The 21,844-nt window shown below is 59.3% G+C and carries 17 protein-coding genes; 15 read left to right on the plus strand and 2 right to left on the minus strand.

Going from position 1 to position 21,844, the window contains the following annotated elements; genetic code table 11:
- Positions 1–15: 15 nt before the first annotated feature.
- Both ADJ70_RS02825 and ADJ70_RS02830 read left to right on the plus strand, forming a co-directional pair.
- The gene (locus ADJ70_RS02825) at positions 16–840 is read left to right on the plus strand and encodes a PTS mannose/fructose/sorbose transporter subunit IIC (protein ID WP_050343316.1); all 825 of its coding nucleotides are present in this window, start codon (positions 16–18) and stop codon (positions 838–840) included.
- Positions 841–862: 22 nt separating this feature from the next.
- A complete protein-coding gene (locus ADJ70_RS02830) occupies positions 863–1,780 on the plus strand; it encodes a PTS system mannose/fructose/sorbose family transporter subunit IID (protein ID WP_050343317.1) in 918 nt (305 codons plus the stop codon).
- A 161-nt stretch (positions 1,781–1,941) separates the two neighbouring features.
- Here ADJ70_RS02830 and ADJ70_RS02835 read toward each other — a convergent pair whose 3' ends face one another.
- A complete protein-coding gene (locus ADJ70_RS02835) occupies positions 1,942–2,937 on the minus strand; it encodes a type I phosphomannose isomerase catalytic subunit (protein ID WP_050343319.1) in 996 nt (331 codons plus the stop codon).
- Positions 2,938–4,559: 1,622 nt separating this feature from the next.
- On the opposite strand from ADJ70_RS02835, the gene ADJ70_RS02840 reads away from it, so the two are divergent.
- The 13 genes from ADJ70_RS02840 to ADJ70_RS02900 all read left to right on the plus strand — a co-directional run bounded on the left by ADJ70_RS02840 (position 4,560) and on the right by ADJ70_RS02900 (position 20,885).
- Positions 4,560–5,015 carry a DUF956 family protein gene (locus ADJ70_RS02840; RefSeq protein WP_253273217.1) on the plus strand — a complete coding sequence of 152 codons (456 nt, stop codon included), beginning with the start codon at positions 4,560–4,562 and terminating at the stop codon, positions 5,013–5,015.
- Positions 5,016–5,308: 293 nt separating this feature from the next.
- A complete protein-coding gene (locus ADJ70_RS02845; RefSeq protein WP_050343321.1) occupies positions 5,309–6,655 on the plus strand; it encodes a butyryl-CoA:acetate CoA-transferase in 1,347 nt (448 codons plus the stop codon).
- Positions 6,656–6,726: 71 nt separating this feature from the next.
- Entirely contained in the window at positions 6,727–7,917 is a 1,191-nt protein-coding gene (locus tag ADJ70_RS02850; RefSeq protein WP_050344714.1) for an acetyl-CoA C-acetyltransferase, read from the plus strand.
- A gap of 9 nt (positions 7,918–7,926) precedes the next feature.
- The gene (locus ADJ70_RS02855) at positions 7,927–8,712 is read left to right on the plus strand and encodes an enoyl-CoA hydratase-related protein (RefSeq protein ID WP_050343323.1); all 786 of its coding nucleotides are present in this window, start codon (positions 7,927–7,929) and stop codon (positions 8,710–8,712) included.
- Positions 8,713–8,787: 75 nt separating this feature from the next.
- The gene (locus ADJ70_RS02860; RefSeq protein ID WP_050343325.1) at positions 8,788–9,657 is read left to right on the plus strand and encodes a 3-hydroxyacyl-CoA dehydrogenase family protein; all 870 of its coding nucleotides are present in this window, start codon (positions 8,788–8,790) and stop codon (positions 9,655–9,657) included.
- A gap of 245 nt (positions 9,658–9,902) precedes the next feature.
- Positions 9,903–10,703, plus strand: coding sequence for an electron transfer flavoprotein subunit beta/FixA family protein (locus ADJ70_RS02865; RefSeq protein WP_050343328.1), 801 nt, complete (start codon positions 9,903–9,905; stop codon positions 10,701–10,703).
- An 81-nt stretch (positions 10,704–10,784) separates the two neighbouring features.
- On the plus strand, positions 10,785–11,792 hold the full coding sequence (locus ADJ70_RS02870; protein ID WP_050343329.1) for an electron transfer flavoprotein subunit alpha/FixB family protein: 1,008 nt from the start codon (positions 10,785–10,787) through the stop codon (positions 11,790–11,792).
- 308 nt (positions 11,793–12,100) lie between these two features.
- Entirely contained in the window at positions 12,101–13,546 is a 1,446-nt protein-coding gene (locus tag ADJ70_RS02875; protein ID WP_050343330.1) for an FAD-binding oxidoreductase, read from the plus strand.
- Between the two features lie 81 nt (positions 13,547–13,627).
- Positions 13,628–14,767, plus strand: coding sequence for an acyl-CoA dehydrogenase family protein (locus ADJ70_RS02880; RefSeq protein ID WP_050343332.1), 1,140 nt, complete (start codon positions 13,628–13,630; stop codon positions 14,765–14,767).
- Positions 14,768–14,842: 75 nt separating this feature from the next.
- Entirely contained in the window at positions 14,843–15,634 is a 792-nt protein-coding gene (locus ADJ70_RS02885; protein ID WP_050343334.1) for an electron transfer flavoprotein subunit beta/FixA family protein, read from the plus strand.
- Between the two features lie 10 nt (positions 15,635–15,644).
- Positions 15,645–16,637 carry an electron transfer flavoprotein subunit alpha/FixB family protein gene (locus tag ADJ70_RS02890; RefSeq protein WP_050343335.1) on the plus strand — a complete coding sequence of 331 codons (993 nt, stop codon included), beginning with the start codon at positions 15,645–15,647 and terminating at the stop codon, positions 16,635–16,637.
- Positions 16,638–16,925: 288 nt separating this feature from the next.
- A complete protein-coding gene (locus ADJ70_RS02895; protein ID WP_216597304.1) occupies positions 16,926–18,497 on the plus strand; it encodes an L-lactate permease in 1,572 nt (523 codons plus the stop codon).
- A 204-nt stretch (positions 18,498–18,701) separates the two neighbouring features.
- Complete coding sequence (locus tag ADJ70_RS02900; protein ID WP_157051372.1) at positions 18,702–20,885, plus strand: hypothetical protein; 2,184 nt, start codon at positions 18,702–18,704, stop codon at positions 20,883–20,885.
- 74 nt (positions 20,886–20,959) lie between these two features.
- Here the strand turns inward: ADJ70_RS02900 and ADJ70_RS02905 are convergent, their stop codons facing one another.
- Complete coding sequence (locus ADJ70_RS02905) at positions 20,960–21,700, minus strand: prepilin peptidase (RefSeq protein ID WP_050343339.1); 741 nt, start codon at positions 21,698–21,700, stop codon at positions 20,960–20,962.
- Positions 21,701–21,844 lie beyond the last annotated feature (144 nt).

A 21,844-nucleotide genomic window follows, 5' to 3' on the forward strand; every position in this document is an offset into this window, starting at 1 on the left:
AAGAAGGAGGGAACAATGTCGCCAGTCTCGATAGTACTTATCGTCATCGTCGCGTTTCTCGCAGGCATGGAAGGCATACTCGACGAATGGCAGTTTCACCAACCCCTGGTAGCGTGCACCCTTATCGGCATCGTCACAGGGCATCCCGTGGAGGGCATCACCCTCGGCGGCTCCCTGCAGATGATAGCCCTCGGCTGGGCAAACGTCGGCGCCGCCGTTGCCCCTGACGCTGCCCTCGCGTCGATAGCGTCCTCCATCCTGATGGTCCTCGCGCTCGGGAATGGTGGGGCGTCGTCCGAGGCCACCAAGAACGCCATCACCACTTCCATCGCCCTTGCCGTTCCACTGTCCGTTGCGGGTCTGTTCCTCACGATGATCTGCCGCACCATCGCCACGGGCATCGCCCATGCCATGGACGGTTGTGCAGAGCGAAACGACATGGGCGGCATCGAGCGTTGGCAGATCGCCGCGATCGGCTTGCAGGGTCTGCGCATCGCTATACCAGCTGCCGCTCTCTGCGTCATCCCGTCCGATGTCGTCAGCAGCACGCTCAGTAAGATGCCCGAGTGGCTCTCGGGCGGCATGGCGGTCGGCGGTGGCATGGTTGCCGCCGTAGGCTATGCCATGGTCATCAACATGATGGCGACAAAGGAAACCTGGCCGTTCTTTGCGCTCGGCTTCGTCTTCGCTGCCCTCAAGGAGCTCACGCTCATCGCCCTCGGCGTCATCGGCGTTTGCCTCGCCCTCATCTATCTTGGCCTCAAGGGGCTCGCTGCGAGTGGCAGTGGCTCCGGTGGTGGCTCTGGGGATCCGCTGGGCGACGTTTTGGACAGCTACTAGGCCGTAAGGGAGTGTGAATACCATGGCAGACAAGATCAAACTATCCAAGAAAGTTCGTAGGGCCGTTTGCAATCGCCACCAGTATCTGCAGGGCTCCTGGAACTACGAGCGCATGCAGAACGGTGGCTGGTGCTACTCGATGATTCCGGCCATCAAGGCGCTCTATAAGGATCCCGAGGACCAGAAGGCAGCCCTTAATCGTCACCTCGAGTTCTACAATACGCACCCCTACGTCTCTGCCCCCGTCATCGGCGTCACGCTGGCGATGGAGGAGGAGCGCGCGAACGGGGCATCGATCGACGATGTGGCCATCCAGGGCGTCAAGGTGGGCATGATGGGTCCTCTTGCCGGTGTCGGCGACCCCGTCTTCTGGTTCACCGTCCGCCCGATCCTCGGCGCACTTGGCGCGTCCCTCGCGCTTGGCGGCTCCATCATCGGCCCCATCCTGTTTTTCGTGCTCTGGAACATCATCCGCATTGCTTTCCTCTGGTATACACAGGAGTTTGGCTACAATGTCGGCACCTCGATCACCAAAGACCTCTCGGGTGGCCTGCTCGGCAAGATCACCGAGGGTGCCTCGATCTTGGGTATGTTCATCATTGGCGCCCTCGTTGAGCGCTGGGTCTCTATCTCCTTCACGCCTGTTGTCGCGCGGATCCCGCAGCAGGAAGGTGCCTATATCGACTGGGATAAGCTTCCCTCAGGCGCCGAGGGCATCAAGGAGGCCCTGACCCAATACTCGTCCCTTGGCGCCAACGGCTTGGGTGCCGAGAAGGTCACCACGCTCCAGCAGAACCTTGACCAGCTGATCCCCGGCATTGCCGCCGTAGGGCTGACACTGCTCTGCTGCTGGCTGCTCAAGAAGAAGGTCTCCCCGATAGCCATCATCCTCGCGCTCTTCGCGGTTGGTATCATCGGTCGCGTCCTGCAGTTCATGTAGGTGTAGGCAACTATCAGTGGGTGTCCGGCAGCTGCGGGTACCCACGTGAGGGTTGGTCCACAGCGTACGAAGAAGGCGGGCGCCTCGCAGTCGGCGAGGCACCCACCTGTGTCTTTCTCTGGGCGTTGTTAAACGCGCGCTTGTCGCCTGCGGCCGAGTCGCTATGCGGCTTGTTCGTTTGCAGGTACGGTCGAGACGATAAGCTGCATGTCGCCCTCCAAGCGAAGCGTCCCGTATCCTGCGGGCACGATGAAGTGGTCACCCTTCCTCAGCTCGTGATCAGATGCCCTGCCCGTACCCTCGATCACGCTTGCGCAGTAGAAGGTCTTGGGTGAGGAAAGCGTCGCTGTCCCGGTGGCGCGCACGTGCCATACCGTGTAGCGCGGGCAGCATACGAGCTGCGTGATACCGTTTGTGGTGGGGGCGCTGACCCTGCCGGACGTTATTGGCTTGGCCCCGAAGTCGATGACATCGAGGCTCTTCTGCAGGTGCAGCTCACGCTTGGTGCCGTCTGCCTGCACGCGGTCGTAGTCGTAGACGCGATAGGTGATATCAGAGGACTGTTGCGTCTCGAGGACCATCGTGCCGCCCTTGATGGCATGGACGGTGCCGGGAGCTATCTGAAAGAAGTCTCCCGCATGGACGGGAACCTCGTTCAAAAGCTCGCTCCACCTGCCTTCCTCCACGAGGCGGCCAAACTCCTCGGGTGACTTCGCACGCTGCCCGACCACAATCGTCGCGTTGGGATCCGCGTGCAGTACGTACCAGCACTCGCACTTGCCGAGGGAGCCCCCCTCATGCTCGGCGGCGTAGGCATCGTCTGGATGCACCTGGATGGAAAGGTCCTTTGCAGCGTCAAGGAACTTGATGAGCAGCGGGAATCGGTCTCCCTCCGCTGCGCCAAAGAGCTCGTGGTGCTCCGTCCACAGGCTAGAGAGAAGCATCCCCGCGTACGCGCCGTCCCTCACGTGGCAGTCTCCGGCAGGATGTGCAGATATGGCCCAGCACTCTCCGATGGGCCCGTCGGGTATGGTGTAGCCAAATTCCGTCTCGAGCTTGCGCCCTCCCCAGATCTTCTCGTGGAAGACGGGCTCGATACGTATGAGGTCCATTTCGGGACTCAGCGCGCCAGTTCTGCCAAGTGGATTGTCACCCATATCCAGTCCTTTCTTGTAGCCGTCGCATGTGTAGGGTGTTGCTACTCACTATCCTAGTTACAGGCCATCCGGATGAGAAGCACATCTAGCCAGGAGGTCCCTTTTCCCGGTCCGAGGTGTCCTGCTCTCACAAGGACTGATGCGCTAGAGACGCCTTGCGGTGCGCCTCACACTGCCACTTGGCAGTGAACGTGCAGAACGGGAACGTTCAGGGCCGAGTGGCAGTGCGACAGGAACGCTCGAGGTCGAGTGGCAGTGCAGCTTACACTGCCACTCGGTGGTGAACGTGCAGGACGGGAACGTTCAGGATCAAGTGGCAGTGTGGGCTGGGATGACCTGCTTTGTGCGTTTGAGAAGTCAACAGGCGCTGAGTGTGCCTCGGGTGGGTGTCTCCATTCCTCACGAAAAGGCGCACCCCATGTGATCGCACCTCGAGAGGGGTGTCGCAAAGTGCGCTTTTTGGTAACACCACGGTTGCAGAATGCGGTTTTCCGTGAGACGCAGGTTGCAGAATGCGCTTTTCCGTGAGGAGACGCCGCGTTTGCCCAGGTGAGGAAAAGCGCATTTTACGGAAAAGCGCATTCTGTGCATGGACCCTCACGGAAAAGCGCATTCTGCGGTCGCGTCGTGACGGAAAAGCGCATTCTGGAGCCCACCGGTTGGGCAGAGTGCGCCTTTCCGTGAGGCCAGACTCCGAACCGAGATCTGCGGGCCCCCGCGCAACCCGCCCCGCAGGCTGGCGGGGGGTTGCTCGAGCGCATCTGCCCAGTTGAGCCATTCTCCATAGTGCCCCGCAGCCTGGCGGGGGGTTGCCCCACACCTCCCGGGCACCGCGACGTCACGGAAAGGCGCAGTCTGCGCGATCTGGGGATCACAGAGTGCACTTTTCCGTGAGACGATCAGACCAGAGTGCGCCTTTTGGTGAGAAGCTTGGGCAGAATGCGCTTTTCCGTGAGGACGACACCCCCGGAATGCGCTTTTCCGTGAGGGTGACACTCCCAGACTGCGGTTTTCCGTGAGCTATCGGCCCAGAGTGCGCTTTTCCGTGAGGTGGAGGTAACAGAGTGCGCTTTTCCGTGAGGGGACGCCACGTTTGCGCAGGTGAGGAAAAGCGCACTCTACGGAAAGACGCATTCTGCGTACGGACCCTCACGGAAAACCGCATTCTGTGCCGGCGAATGCTCTCTCCGCCGGCCGAGCCATGTGGCCGCTCGCGAGACGCTCGCAGCTTGGCATCCATCTCTGTGGGACGATGGAAATATCGGGAGGGTAGCTGTGAAAGGGATCCCCATGGCAGCGGGCAGGTAGGGTAGTTCCTGGGGATGTTGTCTAGCGGGACGGGTGGTCTTGGGGGGCCAGAGCATAGCCAAGGTCTCCCAAACGGTCAAGACGGGAGTTTTCAGTCGAGTTTTCAGTTCTCCCGCAACGATCGACAAGAGGAGTCCGGACAGGCTGTTGGCCTGTGTCTTTGTTTTGCGTGTTCCTAAGCTAGCCTGGGTGCTGTCCTCTTCCCATAGCGCGACTCCCGTGGTTTTGGCGGTAGCCGCGCACGCGTGGACTGGTGGCTTATGTTGTGCTGAGGGTTACATGCTTGTGTCCATCTGAGGAGGAGTGCTAAGGCTATGGCCCTGTTTCACATCGGGTCCGACAAGCGTCAGGGCATGCACAGCAGGCGCAAGGATGTGCAACCTCTCAACGCATCTGTCGACCTCCAGATTAAATCGACCTCGTTTCTTGGGATTGCCTCATACGGCGTCCTTACGATCGGAAATGCAGGTATTGAGTATCGAAATGATACCAACAAGAGTGATTTTATACAGATTCCCTGGGGTGAGGTGGATCACGTCTCTGCGCCCGTTATGTTTGGGGGACGCTATCTGCCGCGCTTCACGGTCACGACGAGGCACGATGGTGAATTCTCCTTCTCGACGCGCGATAACAAGAGGACACTGAGGGCGATGAGGCCCTACGTTGGAGAGGACTCCCTCGTACGGGCTCACAGCCTGACTGCATCCATAGCAAAATACCTAAAAGGACTGCTGGGCAATCGGTTTGGGTCCTCAAGTCGTGGATCGTGAGGCGGTTGGGCGATAGCTGTGGCATAGGCTTGGGAGATGGGGAGAGGCGCAAAGCTTCCTTACGAACGTGGCCGTCCATCCACCCTTCAAGGGACTGGCCAAGGGGAGGTGCCCACGCGCCTCTCGGCATTGGTCCACCCACTCTTTAGGGGGCTGGCGCTACCGTTCGAATTCAACAAATACACAGGTAAAGATGCAATTTATAGAAATGCTTCTCTCGCGACAAATTGCCATGACCCATGGCATCTTTTGATATACTTTTATTACAATACGAGAGGGGAGCGTGGTTTCAGGTGGACTTTAGCGAGATCTATCAATCTAAACTCACTACAGCTGAAAAGGCTGCCGAGGTCGTGAAGAGTGGCGATTGGGTTGACTGTGGTTGGAGTCCGCTCACGCCCGTGGAGTTTGACGCGGCCCTTGCGAAGCGTCTTGTGGACCTGCATGACGTCAACTTTAGGGGTGGCATACTCCTTCGTGAGCCCGAGCTGTTCAAGATCGAGCATCCCGAGGAGCACATGAGCTGGAACAGCTGGCACATGGGCGGCATCGAGCGGCGAGCCTGTCAGCAGGGGTTTGGTTTCTATTCTCCCATCCGTTACTCGGAACTCCCGCGCTATTACCGCGACGGCACGGCGAAGGTCAATGTGGCGTGTATGCAGGTGTCCCCGATGGACGAGGCAGGCAATTTTGGCTTTGGCCTGTGCTCGAGCCACCTCATGGCCGCGTGTGACGTGGCGGATGTCATCATCGTTGAGGTCAACGAGCGCGTTCCCCGCTGCTTTGGGGGTCCTGAGTCACACATCAGCGTTACCCGTGTAGACATGATCATCGAGGGCAAGAACCCACCGATGAGCACCCTTGGTAGCGGGGGTGCGCCCACCGAGGTCGACGAGGCTGTCACCAAGCTTGTCGTTCCGATGATCCCGGATGGCGCGTGCCTGCAGCTTGGTATTGGCTCCATGCCCACCACCATCGGTACGGGCATCGCCCAGAGCGATCTCACCAACCTTGGCGTGCATACCGAGATGTACGTCGACTCCTTTGTTGACCTCGCCATGGCGGGCAAGATCACGGGGAACCGCAAGGCCATTGACCGTGGCAAGCAGGTCTACTCCTTTGCCGTGGGCAGCAAAAAGCTCTATGACTACTTGGACAATAACCCCGAGTGTGTGTCGGCTCCGGTCAATTACGTCAACGACGCACACACGATCTCGCAGCTGGACAACTTCATCTCCATCAACAACGCGGTCGACATCGATCTCTTTGGCCAGGTAAACGCCGAGAGTGCGGGGACGAAGGCAATCAGCGGTGCTGGTGGCCAGCTCGACTTCGTCCTTGGGGCCTACCTCTCCCATGGAGGGAAGAGCTTCATCTGCATGAGTTCTACCTTCACGAATCGTAAGACCGGCGAGGTGTTAAGCCGCATCCGCCCAACGCTCGCAAACGGCTCTATCGTTACCGACACGCGTTCCAATACGATGTACGTGGTCACGGAGTATGGCGTGATCAACCTCAAGGGCCTCGCCGCGTGGCAGCGCGCGGAGGCGCTTATTGGCATCGCACACCCTGACTTCAGGGATGACCTCATCAAGGAGGCCCAAAAGATGCACATCTGGCGCAGGTCAAACAGGATCTGAGCTGATGGTTAGGCAAGGCAGCACGTTAGGTACAGGCAAGGTAGTGGATGACTATCAAGGAGGTTGGCTACATGAGTGAGAGAGTCGTTATCGCAAGCGCATGTCGTACCGCCATCGGAAAGTTTGGCGGTTCTCTGTCCACAGTCTCTGCGCGTACGCTCGGCGCGACGGTCATCAAGGAGGCCTTGAACCGTGCGAAGGTCAAGCCCGAGGACGTCGATCACGTCTACCTGGGCTGTGTCCTTCAGGCGGGGCAGGGCCAGAACGTCGCCCGCCAGGCATCGCTCGACGCGGGCCTTCCAATCGAGTGCCCTGCCGTCACGATCAACGTCGTCTGCGGCTCCGGTCTCTATTCGGTTAACGCCGCCGCACAGATGATCAAGGCCGGCGATGCCGACATCGTCGTTGCAGGCGGTACCGAGAACATGGACATGGCGCCCTTTGCCCTGCAGAAGGGTCGCTACGGCTATCGCATGGGTTACCCAATGGGCAAGTCCGAGCTCGTAGACACCATGGTGAACGATGGCCTTTGGGACGCCTTCAACAACTACCACATGGGCATTACGGCAGAGAACGTCGCCGCGCAGTGGGGTCTTAGCCGCGAGCAGCTCGACGAGTTTGCCGCCACATCTCAGAACCGCGCCTGCAAGGCCATAGCCGACGGTGCCTTCAAGGACGAGATCGTTCCTGTCACCGTCAAGCAGCGCAAGAAGGAGATCGTCTTTGACACGGATGAGGGTCCGCGTGAGGGATCGACGGTTGAGACGCTCGCGAAGCTTCGTCCCGCCTTCAAGCCCGACGGCATCGTGACCGCCGGTAACTCCTCCGCCATCAACGACGGAGCTGCCGCCCTCGTCGTCATGAGCGAGAAGAAGGCCCAGGAGCTTGGCATCACGCCGTTGGCGACCATCGTCTCCGGTGAGCTCGCGGGCGTTGACCCCTCGATCATGGGCACCGGTCCTGTCCCCTCGAGCAAGAAGGCACTTGCCAAGGCAGGCCTCTCCATCAATGACATCGATCTTGTCGAGGCCAACGAGGCCTTTGCTGCCCAGTCGCTCGCCGTTGTCCGTGACCTTGGTCTCGATCTTGCAAAGACCAATGTCAACGGTGGCGCGATCGCGCTCGGGCATCCCGTGGGTGCCTCGGGTGCCCGCATCCTCACGACCCTGCTCTATGCGATGAAGCATCGTGGCGCCCACAAGGGCCTCGCCACGCTCTGCATCGGTGGCGGCATGGGTTGTGCCACCGTCGTCGAGATGTAGGGAGGGACCGTGAGCTTCGTTAGCTGTGAGGTACAAGACAGGGTGGCGGTTCTGACCATAGACCGTCCCAAGGCCCTGAACGCCCTCAACCCCGAGGTCCTCAACGATCTGAGGCTTGCCTTCGAGGGTATCGACCAAGACGTCGTGCGTTGTGTCATCCTGACGGGGGCCGGTGACAAGAGCTTCGTGGCTGGCGCCGACATCGCCTCGATGTCCACGATGACCAAGGCGGAGGGCGAGGCCTTCGGGAGGCTGGGCAATGACGTCTTTTTGATGGTCGAGAACTTTCCGCTGCCGGTGATAGCCGCTGTGAACGGATTTGCGCTCGGTGGCGGCAACGAGTTGGCCATGAGCTGCGATATACGCCTTGCCTCCGAGAACGCTCTCTTCGGCCAGCCTGAGGTTGGTCTTGGCATTACTCCGGGCTTCGGCGGTACGCAGCGGCTCGCCCGTGTGGTGGGCGTCGGGATGGCCAAGCAGCTCGTCTACTCCGCCACGAACATCAAGGCAAGCGAGGCGCTGCGCATTGGCCTCGTGAATGCCGTCTATGCCCCTGACCAGCTCATGGATGCGGCACGCAAGCTCGCAGGCAAGATAGCCTCGAATGCGCCCATTGCTGTTCGCAACTGCAAGCGGGCCATCAACGAGGGCATAGAGCTTCCCATCGCGGAGGCGGTCCAGGTGGAGGAGAGGCTCTTTGGCGCCTGCTTCGAGACCCACGATCAGGTGGAGGGGATGTCCTGCTTCCTGAGTCGTGAGAAACCAAAGCCCAAGGCGGTGTTTACGAACAACTAGCTACTCTACGCCAAGAGACATGACCCGACCGACAGGTGTTGTCGGCCGGGCCATATGAAAAGAAGGAGGTTTGACATGAAGGTGGGAGTCATTGGCGCGGGCACGATGGGTCAAGGCATCGCCAAGGCATTCGCTCAGTCAGGCTGGGAGGTCGCGCTCTGCGACATCAAGCAGGAGTGGGCCGATGGTGGCAAGGCAAAGATTGCAAAGGGCTATGAGCGCCTCGTGAGCAAGGGCAAGCTCGATCAAGCTGAGGTCGACAAGCGCTTGGCCGCCATCACCACAGGCTTGAAGGAGGCACTCGCCTCAAGTTGTGACCTCATTGTCGAGGCAGCCTTCGAGGACATGAAGGTCAAGAAGGAGACCTTTGCGGAGCTCGATAAGATCTGCAAGGAGAGTTGCATCTTTGCGTCCAATACCTCGAGCCTCTCTATCACAGAGATCGGAGCAGGCCTCTCTCGTCCGCTCGTGGGTATGCACTTTTTCAATCCGGCAGATCGCATGAAGCTCATCGAGGTTATCGCTGGTGTCAATACGCCTGTCGAGACCACCGAGAAGATCGTCTCCATCGCCAAGGAGATCGGCAAGACGCCGGTGCAGGTCAACGAGGCTGCGGGCTTTGTCGTGAACCGCATTCTCATCCCCATGATCAACGAGGCCGCCTTCATTAAGATGGAGGGCGTCTCAGACATCGCAGGCATTGACACCGCCATGAAGCTCGGTGCCAATCATCCTATGGGTCCGCTCGAGCTCGGCGATTTCATCGGGTTGGACATCTGCCTTGCCATCATGGACGTTCTCTACACGGAGACCTGCGACTCTAAGTATCGTGCCTGCCCGCTCATCCGTAAGATGGTTCGCGGCGGCAACCTTGGCGCCAAGAGCGGTCGTGGCTTCTACGTCTACAACACCGATCGCACGAAGACTCCGGTCGACCAGCTCTAGCATGAGGGGTAACCCCACAGGGTATGCATGCAGTGCCTCGAGATGCTTCACGTAGCTCAAACCATAGACATTCGTAGCTCATTATGCGGGAGTCGTGTTTGCCATGCGGCTCCCGCATGCTCTTCCGAATAGGAGGCCACCGATGTGCTTAGATCGCGCGGTTGTCTGGGCGACGAGCGGGGTGGGTCTGTGGCGTGGAGCGTCTCCTAACTACTCAACTCAAACTTAGGAGTCTGTGAATTATTATGAAGCTACTTGTCTGTGTGAAACAGGTTCCAGACACGACAGAGATTCGAATTGACCCAGAGACGAATCGACTGATTCGCGATGGTGTCCCCAGCATCGTTAACCCCTTTGACGGGTACGCGCTGGAGATGGCCGCCCGCATCAAGGACCAGAGGGATGACGTTCAGATTATCGTCATGTCCATGGGACCGATGCAGGCCAAGGAGGCTCTCAAGAGCTGCCTGGCCGTTGGCGGTGACAAGGCCTATTTGATCTCGGGACGCAGGTTTGGAGGGTCGGATACGCTGGCGACCAGCTATATCCTCTTCTGTGCGATCAAGAAGCTCGAGGAGATCGAAGGCAAGTTTGACGTGATCTTCTGTGGTAAGCAGGCCATCGACGGCGATACCGCCCAGGTCGGACCGGAGCTTGCGGAATACCTGGGGGTGCCGCAGGTCACCTATGGCCTGACCGCCGAGATTGTCGACAACGAGATTCAGGTGACGCGTGAGACCGAGGATGGTCAGGAGATCCTTGGTGTATCGTTCCCCTGCCTCGTCACCGCTACCAAGCCCAGCTTCGATCCCCGCCTTCCGACGATCAAGCAAAAGCTCGCTGCCAGGAAGAAGGAGATTACCGTTTTCTCAGAGAACGACTTTGATGTCGATCTCTCGCGCTGCGGCCTTAACGGCTCGCCGACCAAGGTCAAGAAGACCTTTGTTCCCCCCGTTAAGCAAGGTGGCATACGGATTCAGGCTGAGACTGCTGGCGAGGCGGCCCAGAAGCTCGCTGAGCATCTTGACGCGGATAACGTTCTCTAGGAGCTGAGGCGCGCACAGCGTGTCCTCGCACTCTCGTTGTCATAGGCAAGTGGCTGCTTATATACATGAGGAGAATATAACATGGAACCTAAGTCAAAAGATCTATGGGTGTTCATCGAGACCTTCGCCGATGGCTCTGCCCAGAACGTGGGCCTTGAGCTGCTGAATCCCGGCCGCGACCTTGTCAACAAGCAGGGTGGCAAGCTTGTGGCGCTGGTCATCGGACACAATACCGACGCAGCGGTCGTCTCTGCCCAGGAGCATGGTGCCGACCAGGTCATCGTTGTTGACGGCCCGGAATACGAGCACTACACCACCGATGCGTACGTCAACGCGCTTGCGGCCATGCTTACCAAGTATGCGCCGACCACGATGCTCATCGGTGCCACCAACAATGGTCGCGATGTCGGGCCACGTCTGTCCTCTCGCCTGCAGACGGGTCTGACCGCCGACTGCACGCAGCTCGCGATCGACGAGGAATCCGGCAACGTGGCATGGACGCGTCCGGCCTTTGGCGGCAACCTTATGGCGAGGATCCTCTGCCCGAACCATCGTCCCCAGCTCGGTACCGTGCGTCCCGGCGTTTTCAAGGCACTGCCGCCGGAGGCGGGGCGTAGCTGCGAGGTCGTCCGTGAGGACTTTCACGTTGCCCCAGAGGACATTCACGTCCGGCTCATCAAGGAGATCCAGGAGGGCGCCTCGGAGCTCGTTGACCTCATCGGTGCCGAAATCATCGTCTCAGGTGGTCGTGGCGTTGGCGGGGCAGAAGGCTTCGAGCCGCTGAAGGGACTGGCGGACGCATTGGGTGCGACGGTGGGTTGCTCGCGAGCCGCCGTCGATGCGGGGTGGATCTCGCATTCCCACCAGGTTGGCCAGACCGGCAAGACTGTCGGTCCAAAGCTCTACATTGCTTGCGGCATCTCTGGTGCCATCCAGCATGTGGCTGGCATGAGCAGCTCTGATGTTATTGTTGCCATCAATAAGGATCCCGAGGCACCGATCTTTGACATTGCAGACTATGGCATAGTCGGTGACCTCTTTGAGGTGGTGCCCGCCCTGACGGAGGCAATCAAGAAGGTCAAGGGCTAAATCCTGTGTACCAAAGGGTCGTTGGGCCTTGTGTCCAGCGGCCCCGTACGCGAGGGTCGGAACCTTGCTAGAGTACGTCGGAGCGCGGGGTCTAGCCTAAAGTAGCGGGATTTCGTCAGGGCGTGGAATGGCGTGGCGCTTAGGCGGATGTGGCTCCATCGCCATTTAGCTGCCCATAGATACCGTCTGTGGAGTCGAACGCCGCCTAAGGTAGCCATCTGGTAAACTTTATGTGGAAATGTCGAGACGGTAGAGCAGCTGTCGTGACGTGTCTTGGTATTGCTTGCATCGAATCGAAGGGAGTTGGAATGGCTACGTACACGTATAACAAGGTAACACCGGAGGTCCTTGAGCAAATCAAGGCAGCCGCCAACGGGCATGTGCTCGTCGGCGACCAGATCAACGAGGACTTTAGTCATGATGAGATGCGCATCTACGGCGAGGCTATGCCGGAGGTGCTCGTCGAGCCCACGACGACCGAGGAGGTCGCCGCGGTTATGAAGGTCTGCAACGAAAACAAGATAGCGGTGACGCCGTCCGGCGCTCGCACCGCACTGACGGGCGGTCCCGTGGCCCAGTACGGTGGAGTCATGATCTCCACCACAAAGATGAACAAGATCCTCGGTTATGACGAGGAGAACCTGGTCGTCACGATCCAGCCGGGCGTCCTCCTTAAGGACTTGGCCGATGACGCCCTTAAGCGTGGACTCATGTATCCGCCCGATCCAGGTGAGAAGCTCGCGACCGTGGGTGGCAACGTCTCCACCAACGCGGGTGGCATGCGCGCCGTCAAGTATGGTACGACGAGGGACTACGTGAAGGAGATAACGGTCGTCCTTCCGACCGGAGAGGTCGTGAAGGAGGGTGCGACGGTCTCGAAGACGAGCTCGGGGTACAGCCTTTTGCACCTGCTCATAGGGTCGGAGGGTACGCTGGGCATCATCACGGAGATGACCCTGAAGATCATCGTCGCGCCCAAGATGACGATGTCCATCATCGTCCCGTACGAGACGCTCGAAGGCGCCATCGCCACGGTTCCCAAGCTGTTTGCGGCTAACCTCGACCCACAGGCGCTCGAGTTCATGGAGAAGGACGTCGTTATCGACACGGAGCAGCTGCTCTCCAAGGAGGTGTACCCCAAGCAGCTCAATGGCGTCGACATCAACGCATACGTCCTGGCCACCTTCGACGGCAGTGACGAGGACCAGCTGATGAACACCATCGAGGAGGCGTCCAACATAGCCCTGGAGGCAGGCGCGGTTGACGTGCTGGTTGCCGATACGCCGCAGCAGCTCAGGGACGCGTGGGCCATCAGGAGCTCCCTCTTGGAGTCCATCGAGGGGAATACCAAGCTCTTGGACGAGTGCGACGTCGTTGTTCCCGTGACGAAGATCCCCGAGTTCCTCACCTACGCTAAGTCGCTGGGAGAGGGTCACTCCTACACGGTCAAGGACTTTGGCCATGCTGGTGACGGCAACCTGCACATCTACCTGTGCAGCAACGACGATGATGCCGAGGCCTTCATGAAGGAGTCCGACGAGTTCATGAAGAAGGCCTACGCGAAGGCGGTCGAGCTCGGTGGCCTCATCTCGGGCGAGCACGGCATCGGATCCGGCAAGATATCCTATCTGAAGGACTTCGTCGGTCCGGTCAACATGAGGCTGATGCGTGGTATCAAGAAGGTCTTTGACCCCAACATGATCCTGAATCCTGGTAAGGTCTGCTTCATCCCCGAGGAGGACGAGGACGAGTAAGGCAGCCCCCGAAGACAGAGAGCGGTCCAGTTGCACGGCACAGGAGTCGTGTGAAGACCGTACGACAAGCAAGGAGAGAGCATGGCATATTTCATTTCTGACGAGGCAAAGGACCTGTTGGGCGACCTCAAGAAGTTCTGTGATGCCGAGGTCGTGGAGCAGGCTAAGGAATACGACAAGTCGGGCGAGTGGCCAAAGGACATTTACGACAAGGCTATTGAGCAGGGCTACACTACGCTTGAGGTTCCCGAGGAGTTTGGTGGCCCCGGCCTGAGTCGTGTTGACGTGGCTGCGCTGATCGAGCAGATGGCATGGGCAGACTCTGGCTTTGCCACGACCATATCTGCCAGCGGGCTTGGTACCAAGCCTGTCTTGATCGCGGGCAACGAGGCGCAGAAGAAGCACGTCTGTGACCTCCTGCTCGAGGGCGGCTTTGGTGCGTTCTGCCTGACCGAGCCGGGCGCGGGGTCTGACCCTGGTGCCGGCACGACCACGGCCGTCAAGGATGGGGATGGCTATGTCTTGAACGGCAGGAAGTGCTTCATCACCAACGGCGCCGTCGCCAGCTTCTACTGTGTCACCGCCCTCACTGACAAGGAAAAGGGTGCCAAGGGAATGTCCATCTTCTTGGTTGACAGGGACACCCCCGGTCTCTCTGTCGGTCATGAGGAGGACAAGATGGGCATTCGCCTGTCCAACACGACTGACGTCGTTCTTGAGGACGTCCATGTGCCGGCCGAGAACCTCCTTGGTGGCGAGGGACAGGGCTTCAAGATCTCGATGCAGACGCTCGATCAGGCGCGTGCATGGATGGGCGTCGTCTCGACGGGCCTTGCGCAGCGCGCCATGGACGAGGCCATCGCCTACACCAAGGAGCGCAAGCAGTTCGGTCGTCCCGTCCTGAAGTTCCAGGCCATGCAGTTCAAGATTGCCGACATGGCCATGAAGATCGAGGCTGGCCGTCAGCTCTGCGCCTATGCGCTGAACCTCATGGACCAGGGCAAGGCTCACAGTCGTGAGGCCGCTATGGCGAAGTGCTTCGCATCCGACGCGGCCATGTGGTGCACGACCGAGGCCGTCCAGATGCTCGGTGGCTATGGCTACAGCCGCGAGTATCCGGTCGAGAAGCTGATGCGTGACGCAAAGATCTTCCAGATTTTCGAGGGTACCAACGAGGTACAGAGGATTGTAACTGCCAACAACACCATCGGCAGGTTCTAATTCAAACCGCAGGGCGTAGCCGCCGGCAGCCAGAAGAAGGGTTCTGGCTGCCGGTTTTCTAACGGGAGGTTGAGTTTGAACATTTTAGTATGCATCAAGCAGGTTCCAGATGATTCCGTTGAGGTGGGCTTTGGGAAGGATGGCAAGCCTGCGATCGAGGGAATCACACCGGTCGTCAACGCCTTCGACACCTATGCATTGGAGATGGCCACCCGTCTCAAAGAGTCTCTGGGTGACGGATCGGAGATCACTGTCCTTTGCGTTGGACCTGACTCGGCAAAGAACTCTCTGAAGAACTGCCTGGCTGTTGGTGGAGACTATGCCTATCTCGTGAGCGAGGAGGGCGTGAGCGACACCGACAACCTTGGCATTGCGGAACTGATTCGGGGTGCCATCGAGAAGCTGCGCGGCGAGAGGGGCGACTTCGACCTCGTGTTTGCGGGTAAGGAGGCGACCGATGTCGCCCAGGGTCAGACGGGGATATACCTAGCGGCGAAGCTGAACGTGGCCGTGGCGACGGACGCCATCGACATCACGCGGGAGGGTGACACCGTCCAGGTGAAGCATGAGACCGACGAGGGCTACCGTCTTGTGGAGCTACCTCTCCCAGCGCTCGTCACAGTGAGCAAACCGAGCTATGACCCTCGCTATCCGACGATCCGCAACAAGATGGCCGCCCGCAAGAAGCCCATCGGCGAGCTGAGCGGTGCGGAACTCGCACAGGGAGCCGACATCGCGGCGCGACTCTCGACTGTGAGGGAGTATGAGCCGCCAAAGCGTGCCGCTGGCGTGAAGATCCAAGAAGAGACCGTCGAGGAATCCACGGCGAAGGCCATTCAGATGATGGTCGACGCTCGGGTGCTGTAGGGGGTATGCCATGAAGAGGGAAGACACGAAAGACGTGCTTGTGTACATCGAGGTTGCAGACGGCAGCCCCGTGAAGGCGAGCCTCGAGTCTCTGACGCCGGCCCGCAGCATCGCAGACGCGAGGGGCGAGGGCGTCGTCGCCGTCGTCTTGGGAAGTGGCAGGGAGGCTGCGGCCAATGAGGTCGCCATGGCTGGTGCCGATAGGGTCATCTATGTTGACTCGAGCGAGCTGCAGGACTTTAACTTGGATGCCTATGCTGATGTACTCGGGCAGATAGTGGAGGCAGAGAGGCCCGCCGTCGTCTTGATCGGTGGGACGACCGACGGCAAGGACCTGGCCCCCATGCTTGCCGCTAGGTTCCAGTCAGCCTCCGCATCTGACGTGATCGCTGTCGCGGCAGAGGGCAAGGATGTTACTTACACCATGACCGAGTACAGCGGTACGGTCTTGAGTGACGTGAAGATAGACGCTGCTCCCGAGATAGCGACGATTCGCTCTGGTGCCTTTAAGAAACTGGATGAGCCTGCGCAGGGCAAGGTCGTGAGCGGTAGCTACGCCGTCTCGGATGGCGCCGTGCGCGCGAAGGTCATCGACACGGTACAGGAGATCACCGAATCCGTGAACCTCGAGGACGCCGAGGTCATCGTCTCGGGTGGCCGCGGGCTGGGGAGCAAGGAGGGCTTTGCCCTGGTCGAGGAACTCGCAGGGGTGCTTGGTGGCGAGGTGGGTGCCACCAGGCCCGCCATCGAGGATGGTTGGATCGCAAAGAACCATCAGGTCGGGCAGTCTGGGAAGTGCGTCGCGCCCAAGCTGTACATCGCAGCAGGTGTCTCCGGTGCCACCCAGCACCTCTCTGGCATTACGGGAGCAGACTACATCGTCGCGATCAACAGGGACGAGGACGCGCCCATCTTTTCCGTCGCCAATGTCGGCATCATCGGGGATGCTCTGAAGGTGCTCCCACTTATGATCGAGGAAGTAAAGAAAATCAAGGAAAGCTAGTCACCGGACGTATGGGAGTCTGACGACTACGGGGTGATCGGCTATGGCTTCTCGGAAACTTGCGGGAAGCCATAGCCTCAGGATGGGCCGCGAGAGGATGCTGTGCCCTCATGGGATCTATGTTTATGGGTATGGGCGTATGGGGATCGCCTGTGCCTTTCCATTATCTTGCGGGTCAGAAAAACTATGGGAGCATGGCGATGACGGGGAGGGCATGGACGTCTCGTTGGCCTGTGTACCTGACGTAGTCTCAGTCCAATACATGACCAAGACTAAGGAGGGATACACGTGGATACAACTATGTTAGTTAATCTCTTGCTCGGCCTGGTCCCGATCATCTGGTTGGTGATTGCGCTCACAGGTCTGAAGATGCCGGGATATAAGGCGTGCGGCATTGCAATAGCCTTTGCCGCCGTCGTTGCAATTCCCTACAAGGGTATGGCTCCCTTCAACTGTGGCACGGCGATACTCGAGGGGGTGCTGAGCGCACTGTGGCCCATCATCCTCGTTATCATTGCTGCACTCTTTACCTACAACCTGGTTCTCGAGACAGGTGCAATGGACCGGATCAAGGCGATGTTGTCCAGCATCTCCAGTGACAAGCGCATCCTGGCTATCATCATCGGGTGGAGCTTTGGGTGCTTCATGGAGGGCATGGCCGGTTTCGGTACAGCAGTGGCCATTCCCGCGAGCATTCTCATCGCTCTTGGCTTCGAGCCACTCCCGACCCTCGTGGGACTGCTGATCGTGAACTCGACGCCGACAGCCTTCGGTTCTGTCGGCGTGCCGACCACGACATTGGCTCCATTAATAGGCGTGGATTCAGTACTGCTCTCGGCCAATACGGCGTTGATTGAGGCCCTGCTCATGTTTCTCTCGCCCTTCTTCATGGTCTTCGTGATAGGCAAGGGCTTCAAGGCCTTCAAGGGCGTCCTTCCCATCGCGCTCGTCTCGTCTTTGGCCTTCACGGTACCGAACTTTCTGGTCGCGACCTTTATCGGTCCGGAGCTTCCAGACATCATCGGCTCGGGCTGCTCTATGGCCATAACCATCCCCCTTGCCATCGCGATGAGGAACAAGCCAGTGCCAGATGAGTACCGCATCGCAGCGGATAAGCAGCAAAAGCTCAGCATCAGCGTTGCCGAGGGCGTCAAGGCCTGGAGTCCCTTCATTTTGATCTTCATCCTGCTGCTTGGCACCTCCAAGCTGGTCCCGCCCGTTAACGCGCCACTTTCTGCCATCAAGTCCTCGGTTCTCATCTATACAGGGCCAACGGGAAAGCCGACTAACTTCTCTTGGATAAACACCCCAGGCGTGTGGATCATCATCGCGGCTATCATCGGCGGACTTATCCAGGGGGCAAGGCCCCAGAAGATCGCGTCGGTGTTTGGGCATACGGTGGCCTCGAACGTCAAGACGATCGTCACCATCTGCTCCGTGCTGGCAACGGCAAAGATCATGGTGCACAGCGGTATGACAAAAGATGTTGCTGAAGCGTTGGTTGCTATCACGGGAGGGATTTTCCCCCTGTTCTCGCCGCTCGTTGGTGTCCTTGGTGCCTTCGTTACGGGGTCCGGAACGAACACGGGTGTTCTGTTTGGTCCGTTGCAGCAGGAGACGGCGAGTCGAATCGGAGTTGTCCCGCAATGGTTGTGCGCCGCTAACGCGATGGGTGCTGGCATCGGCAAGATGGTTGCTCCCTCCAATGTCGCGCTTGCCTGTGCGGCTGCGGGGATAGCGGGTCAGGAGAGCAAGGTCATTCGCGCTGTCTTCAAGTACACCTTGATCTACACGGTCATCGGAGGCATCATCTGCTTTGCCTTGGCGCATGCAGTGACGTTGGCGTCTGTCGTGCCGTAAGGAACACGGGTCCATCAGGCCTTTGCGTCTGACGGACGTTCTTTGAGCGGATCGTAGGTGATAGCCGCGCTGCTGCGGAAGCAGCAGGTAGCTAGTATATAGATACCTTGCCAATCATTGTACGTATGCTATCATCTTTCTTCGTTGAGTCCTGTTGCATCTAAGACATGCGGCAGGACCTCGTTTCGTTGAAGGGATGACGCTATGTCGCGACAAGCGCAGGTATCGAGGATGTTGCAGGAGGCGGTGGGGAAGAGGCTCGCTTCTGCCCCAGGTGAGGGGGTCTGGCGTACATCGTGTTGGGTGATTCCCAAACTGTCCGTTGGGCTGGTATCCGCGGCACTCGGGTTCACGCTCGTGTTTGGTGGTGCTGGCGCTCGGTCCGCACTCGCACAGGAGGCAACGCCAGGGTCCGGCGCGACGGCGGAGGCTGTGGCGAGCGGACCCGAAGAGTCGTCGAGCATTGAAGATACAGGTGTTCCCACAGCACCGAGCAACAAGACCGAAAAGACTGAGAAGTCTGAGTTTGGCTCACCCCGTGCGAAAGGGCAGCAGGCGTCCGCCAAGCCGGTCTCTGAGGCGACGAATTCCTCGAAAGGTTCCGACGTCGAGTCTATAGGCAGCACGACAGCTGTCCAAGATACTACCTCATCCGATCAGTCTGGCCCCGCGCCGTCAACGTCTGATATTCCCGTCAGCTCGAGCTCAGCGGCTGCTGGATCGTCGCATGTCGCAGCCGCGCCTGCGGCAGATACGTTGTCAGCCGATGTGTCGACAACCAATGTGCCTGCGACAGATACCCCGACCGTAGATAACACCAGCGTTGCGGATGTGTCGTCAAAGAAGGATGTCACGTCAGTTGCAAGAGACTCTGGGTCTACCACGCAGGCATCCCATTCCAATGTATACCGTATGTACAACGCCTGGACTGGAGAGCACCTCTACACGGGAAGCCTGAGTGAGGCAAAATCCGCGCTCTCTGAGGGGTGGCGTTGGGAGGGTGTCGCTTGGGTCGCCCCCTCTGCGGGCGTTCCGGTCTATAGACTCTATAACGCTTGGTCAGGCGATCATCTCTATACCACCAGCAAGGCCGAATACAGCAGGCTGGCGAGGGTCGGCTGGAAGGGCGAGGGCGTGCAGCTCTACGGTGCGCCCGCTGGCTCCGGCGCCGCCATATCACGTCTCTACAACCGATACGTCCAGACGGGTTCTCACCTGCTCACGGCCGATGCGAACGAGAAGCGCTCGTGCATCCGCGCTGGTTGGTCTGACGACGGTAACTCTTGGTACGCCTCAAAGCTCTCCAAGCTTCCCATCGCGGGCTTTTGGACCGTGACGCAGGCGTGGACGCCCGGGCAGCTTCAGCGCTATTGGATAGGCTCGGATGCTGTCGTGGCGGCCTCGCGTCTCATAGACCCCAGCTCTTCCCCTGTTGACCGAGGTGCGGGCTATCGTGCGTGGGCCACTGCCTCAGGCGCGGTGATTCGGGGTGCCCGTGAGCAGGGTGGTGTCATCTACCTCGCCGACAACGACGGAAGGCTCGCCACCGGCTCTGGCTGGCTGATCACGGACCGCTTTGGCCAGGGGATGCAGCGCTACTACCTCTACTCGAGAGGTGCCTACTCGGTCGCAAAGCCAGGCGTCTCTCGCGACGGCGCAACTGGCCGGGGCGGCATTGGTGCGTACCACTTCACAACCGGCGCGGGGCATGTTCTGCGTGGGTCATTGAGAAGTGGCTCTATTATCTACCTCGCCGACAACGATGGGAGGCTCGCCACCGGCTCTGGCTGGCTGGTCACGGACCGCTTTTGCCAGGGGCTGCAGCGCTACTACCTCTACTCGAGGGGTGCCTACTCGGTCGCGCAGCTCGGACGTTCGTCCGATGGCGAATCGGATATCGGTGGCGCCCATTACACGACGACGGCGGGCTATGTCCTAAGAAACATGGACTTTGATGATGGCATGAGCTGGTTCTGGGCCAATAATGACGGGAGGATGTCTGACGTTACCGACGCACAGCGAGATCTCGTGAGCGTGGCGTACTCCACCCCATCACCTGGTGCCGGGCTCTGTGCCATGTGGGTAAGCCAGGTCTTCTCCCGTGCGGGCTATCGTTATGCCGGGGGCAATGCCGATGACATGTACTGGCGCTGGTGTCACAGTTCAGATAGGGCGCAGCTCAGGGTTGGTATGGTCATTGCCGTTCCGTCACACTCGCACTCGCGCATGGGCAGTATCTACGGACACATTGGCATCTATGTAGGTCGCGGACAGGTCAGGGATAACGTTGGTGCCGTTCGAGACTCTCCCCTCGACGAGTGGATTCGCTACTACAGTACGACGGAGGTGGTTCGCTGGGGCTACCTCTTGGGTATCGCGCTTGCCTGAGGCTCGCATGATATGTTCATGGCGGCGTCCAGCATCTGTGTGCTGGGCGTCGCCGTTCTTTCTCGGAGGGATTTCTACGGCCAGATGGCTGGCAGCAGGTAGGGGCAAGCGAGGCCACAGAGGAGGCCAAGGAACAGAAAGGGAGACAGGGGAAACTCTGTGAGGAACGAGTATGAGCCGGTGAGCAGCTTGAAGAGGAAGTAGACAGCTACAGTGGCAAAAAGCCCTAGGTAGAAGAACACGACTCCGGGAAAGCCAACCGCCACCGAAAGCGCAAGGGCCATCTTGAAAGCACCAGCTCCTACCCCGTGAGAGATTCCGTTGGACGCCTTTAGTGCGGAAGCTATGCTGCATACGAAGAGGACAAGGGTGATCATGAATGCGCCGAGAGATCCGAGCAGGGAGGAGAGGACGTCTCCTCTTAGCCAGCCGCTCAGCACCCGATACGCGAGGCCGAGCAGGAGGGTCAGTATGACAAGCTCGTTGGGTATGATGTTTATAGTCAACTCTATCCACACGGCAACGATCACTGTGGTGAGGAGCATACAGCCGATCAAAGACTGTGCCATGGGCATGGACGCCAAGGGCGTGGAGGCGGGTAGCGAGCGGCTCGCGAGAAGCCCCATGGCGGCGCAGGCTGCGATGTGAGTGAGCGGGAGCGCGAGACGGAGGGCGTCCCTTCGGGACGGGTCGATGTCAGGTCCAGCGAGTCCCTTCCTGTGACAAACGTGCTCGGTGGCGCGCTGTGAAATTCCCTCTGCGCACAGTCCGATAACGATCCCATAAAGGGCTGTGGTGATTAGTATGGCCGTCATGTTCAATTCTCCAATCATAGCCGCTGGGACAGGCAGTCTGAATTTCTCGCTGACTGACCGTAGGTCCCTGCCGTCGGGCAGCAGATACCGGATACGGTCGCGCTCGCATGTACCTCTCCCTCACCTTTGTCGTTTTTGGGCCGT

Origin of the sequence: Olsenella sp. oral taxon 807, from assembly GCF_001189515.2 — a bacterium.
In the GTDB taxonomy this organism is placed as follows: domain Bacteria; phylum Actinomycetota; class Coriobacteriia; order Coriobacteriales; family Atopobiaceae; genus Olsenella_F.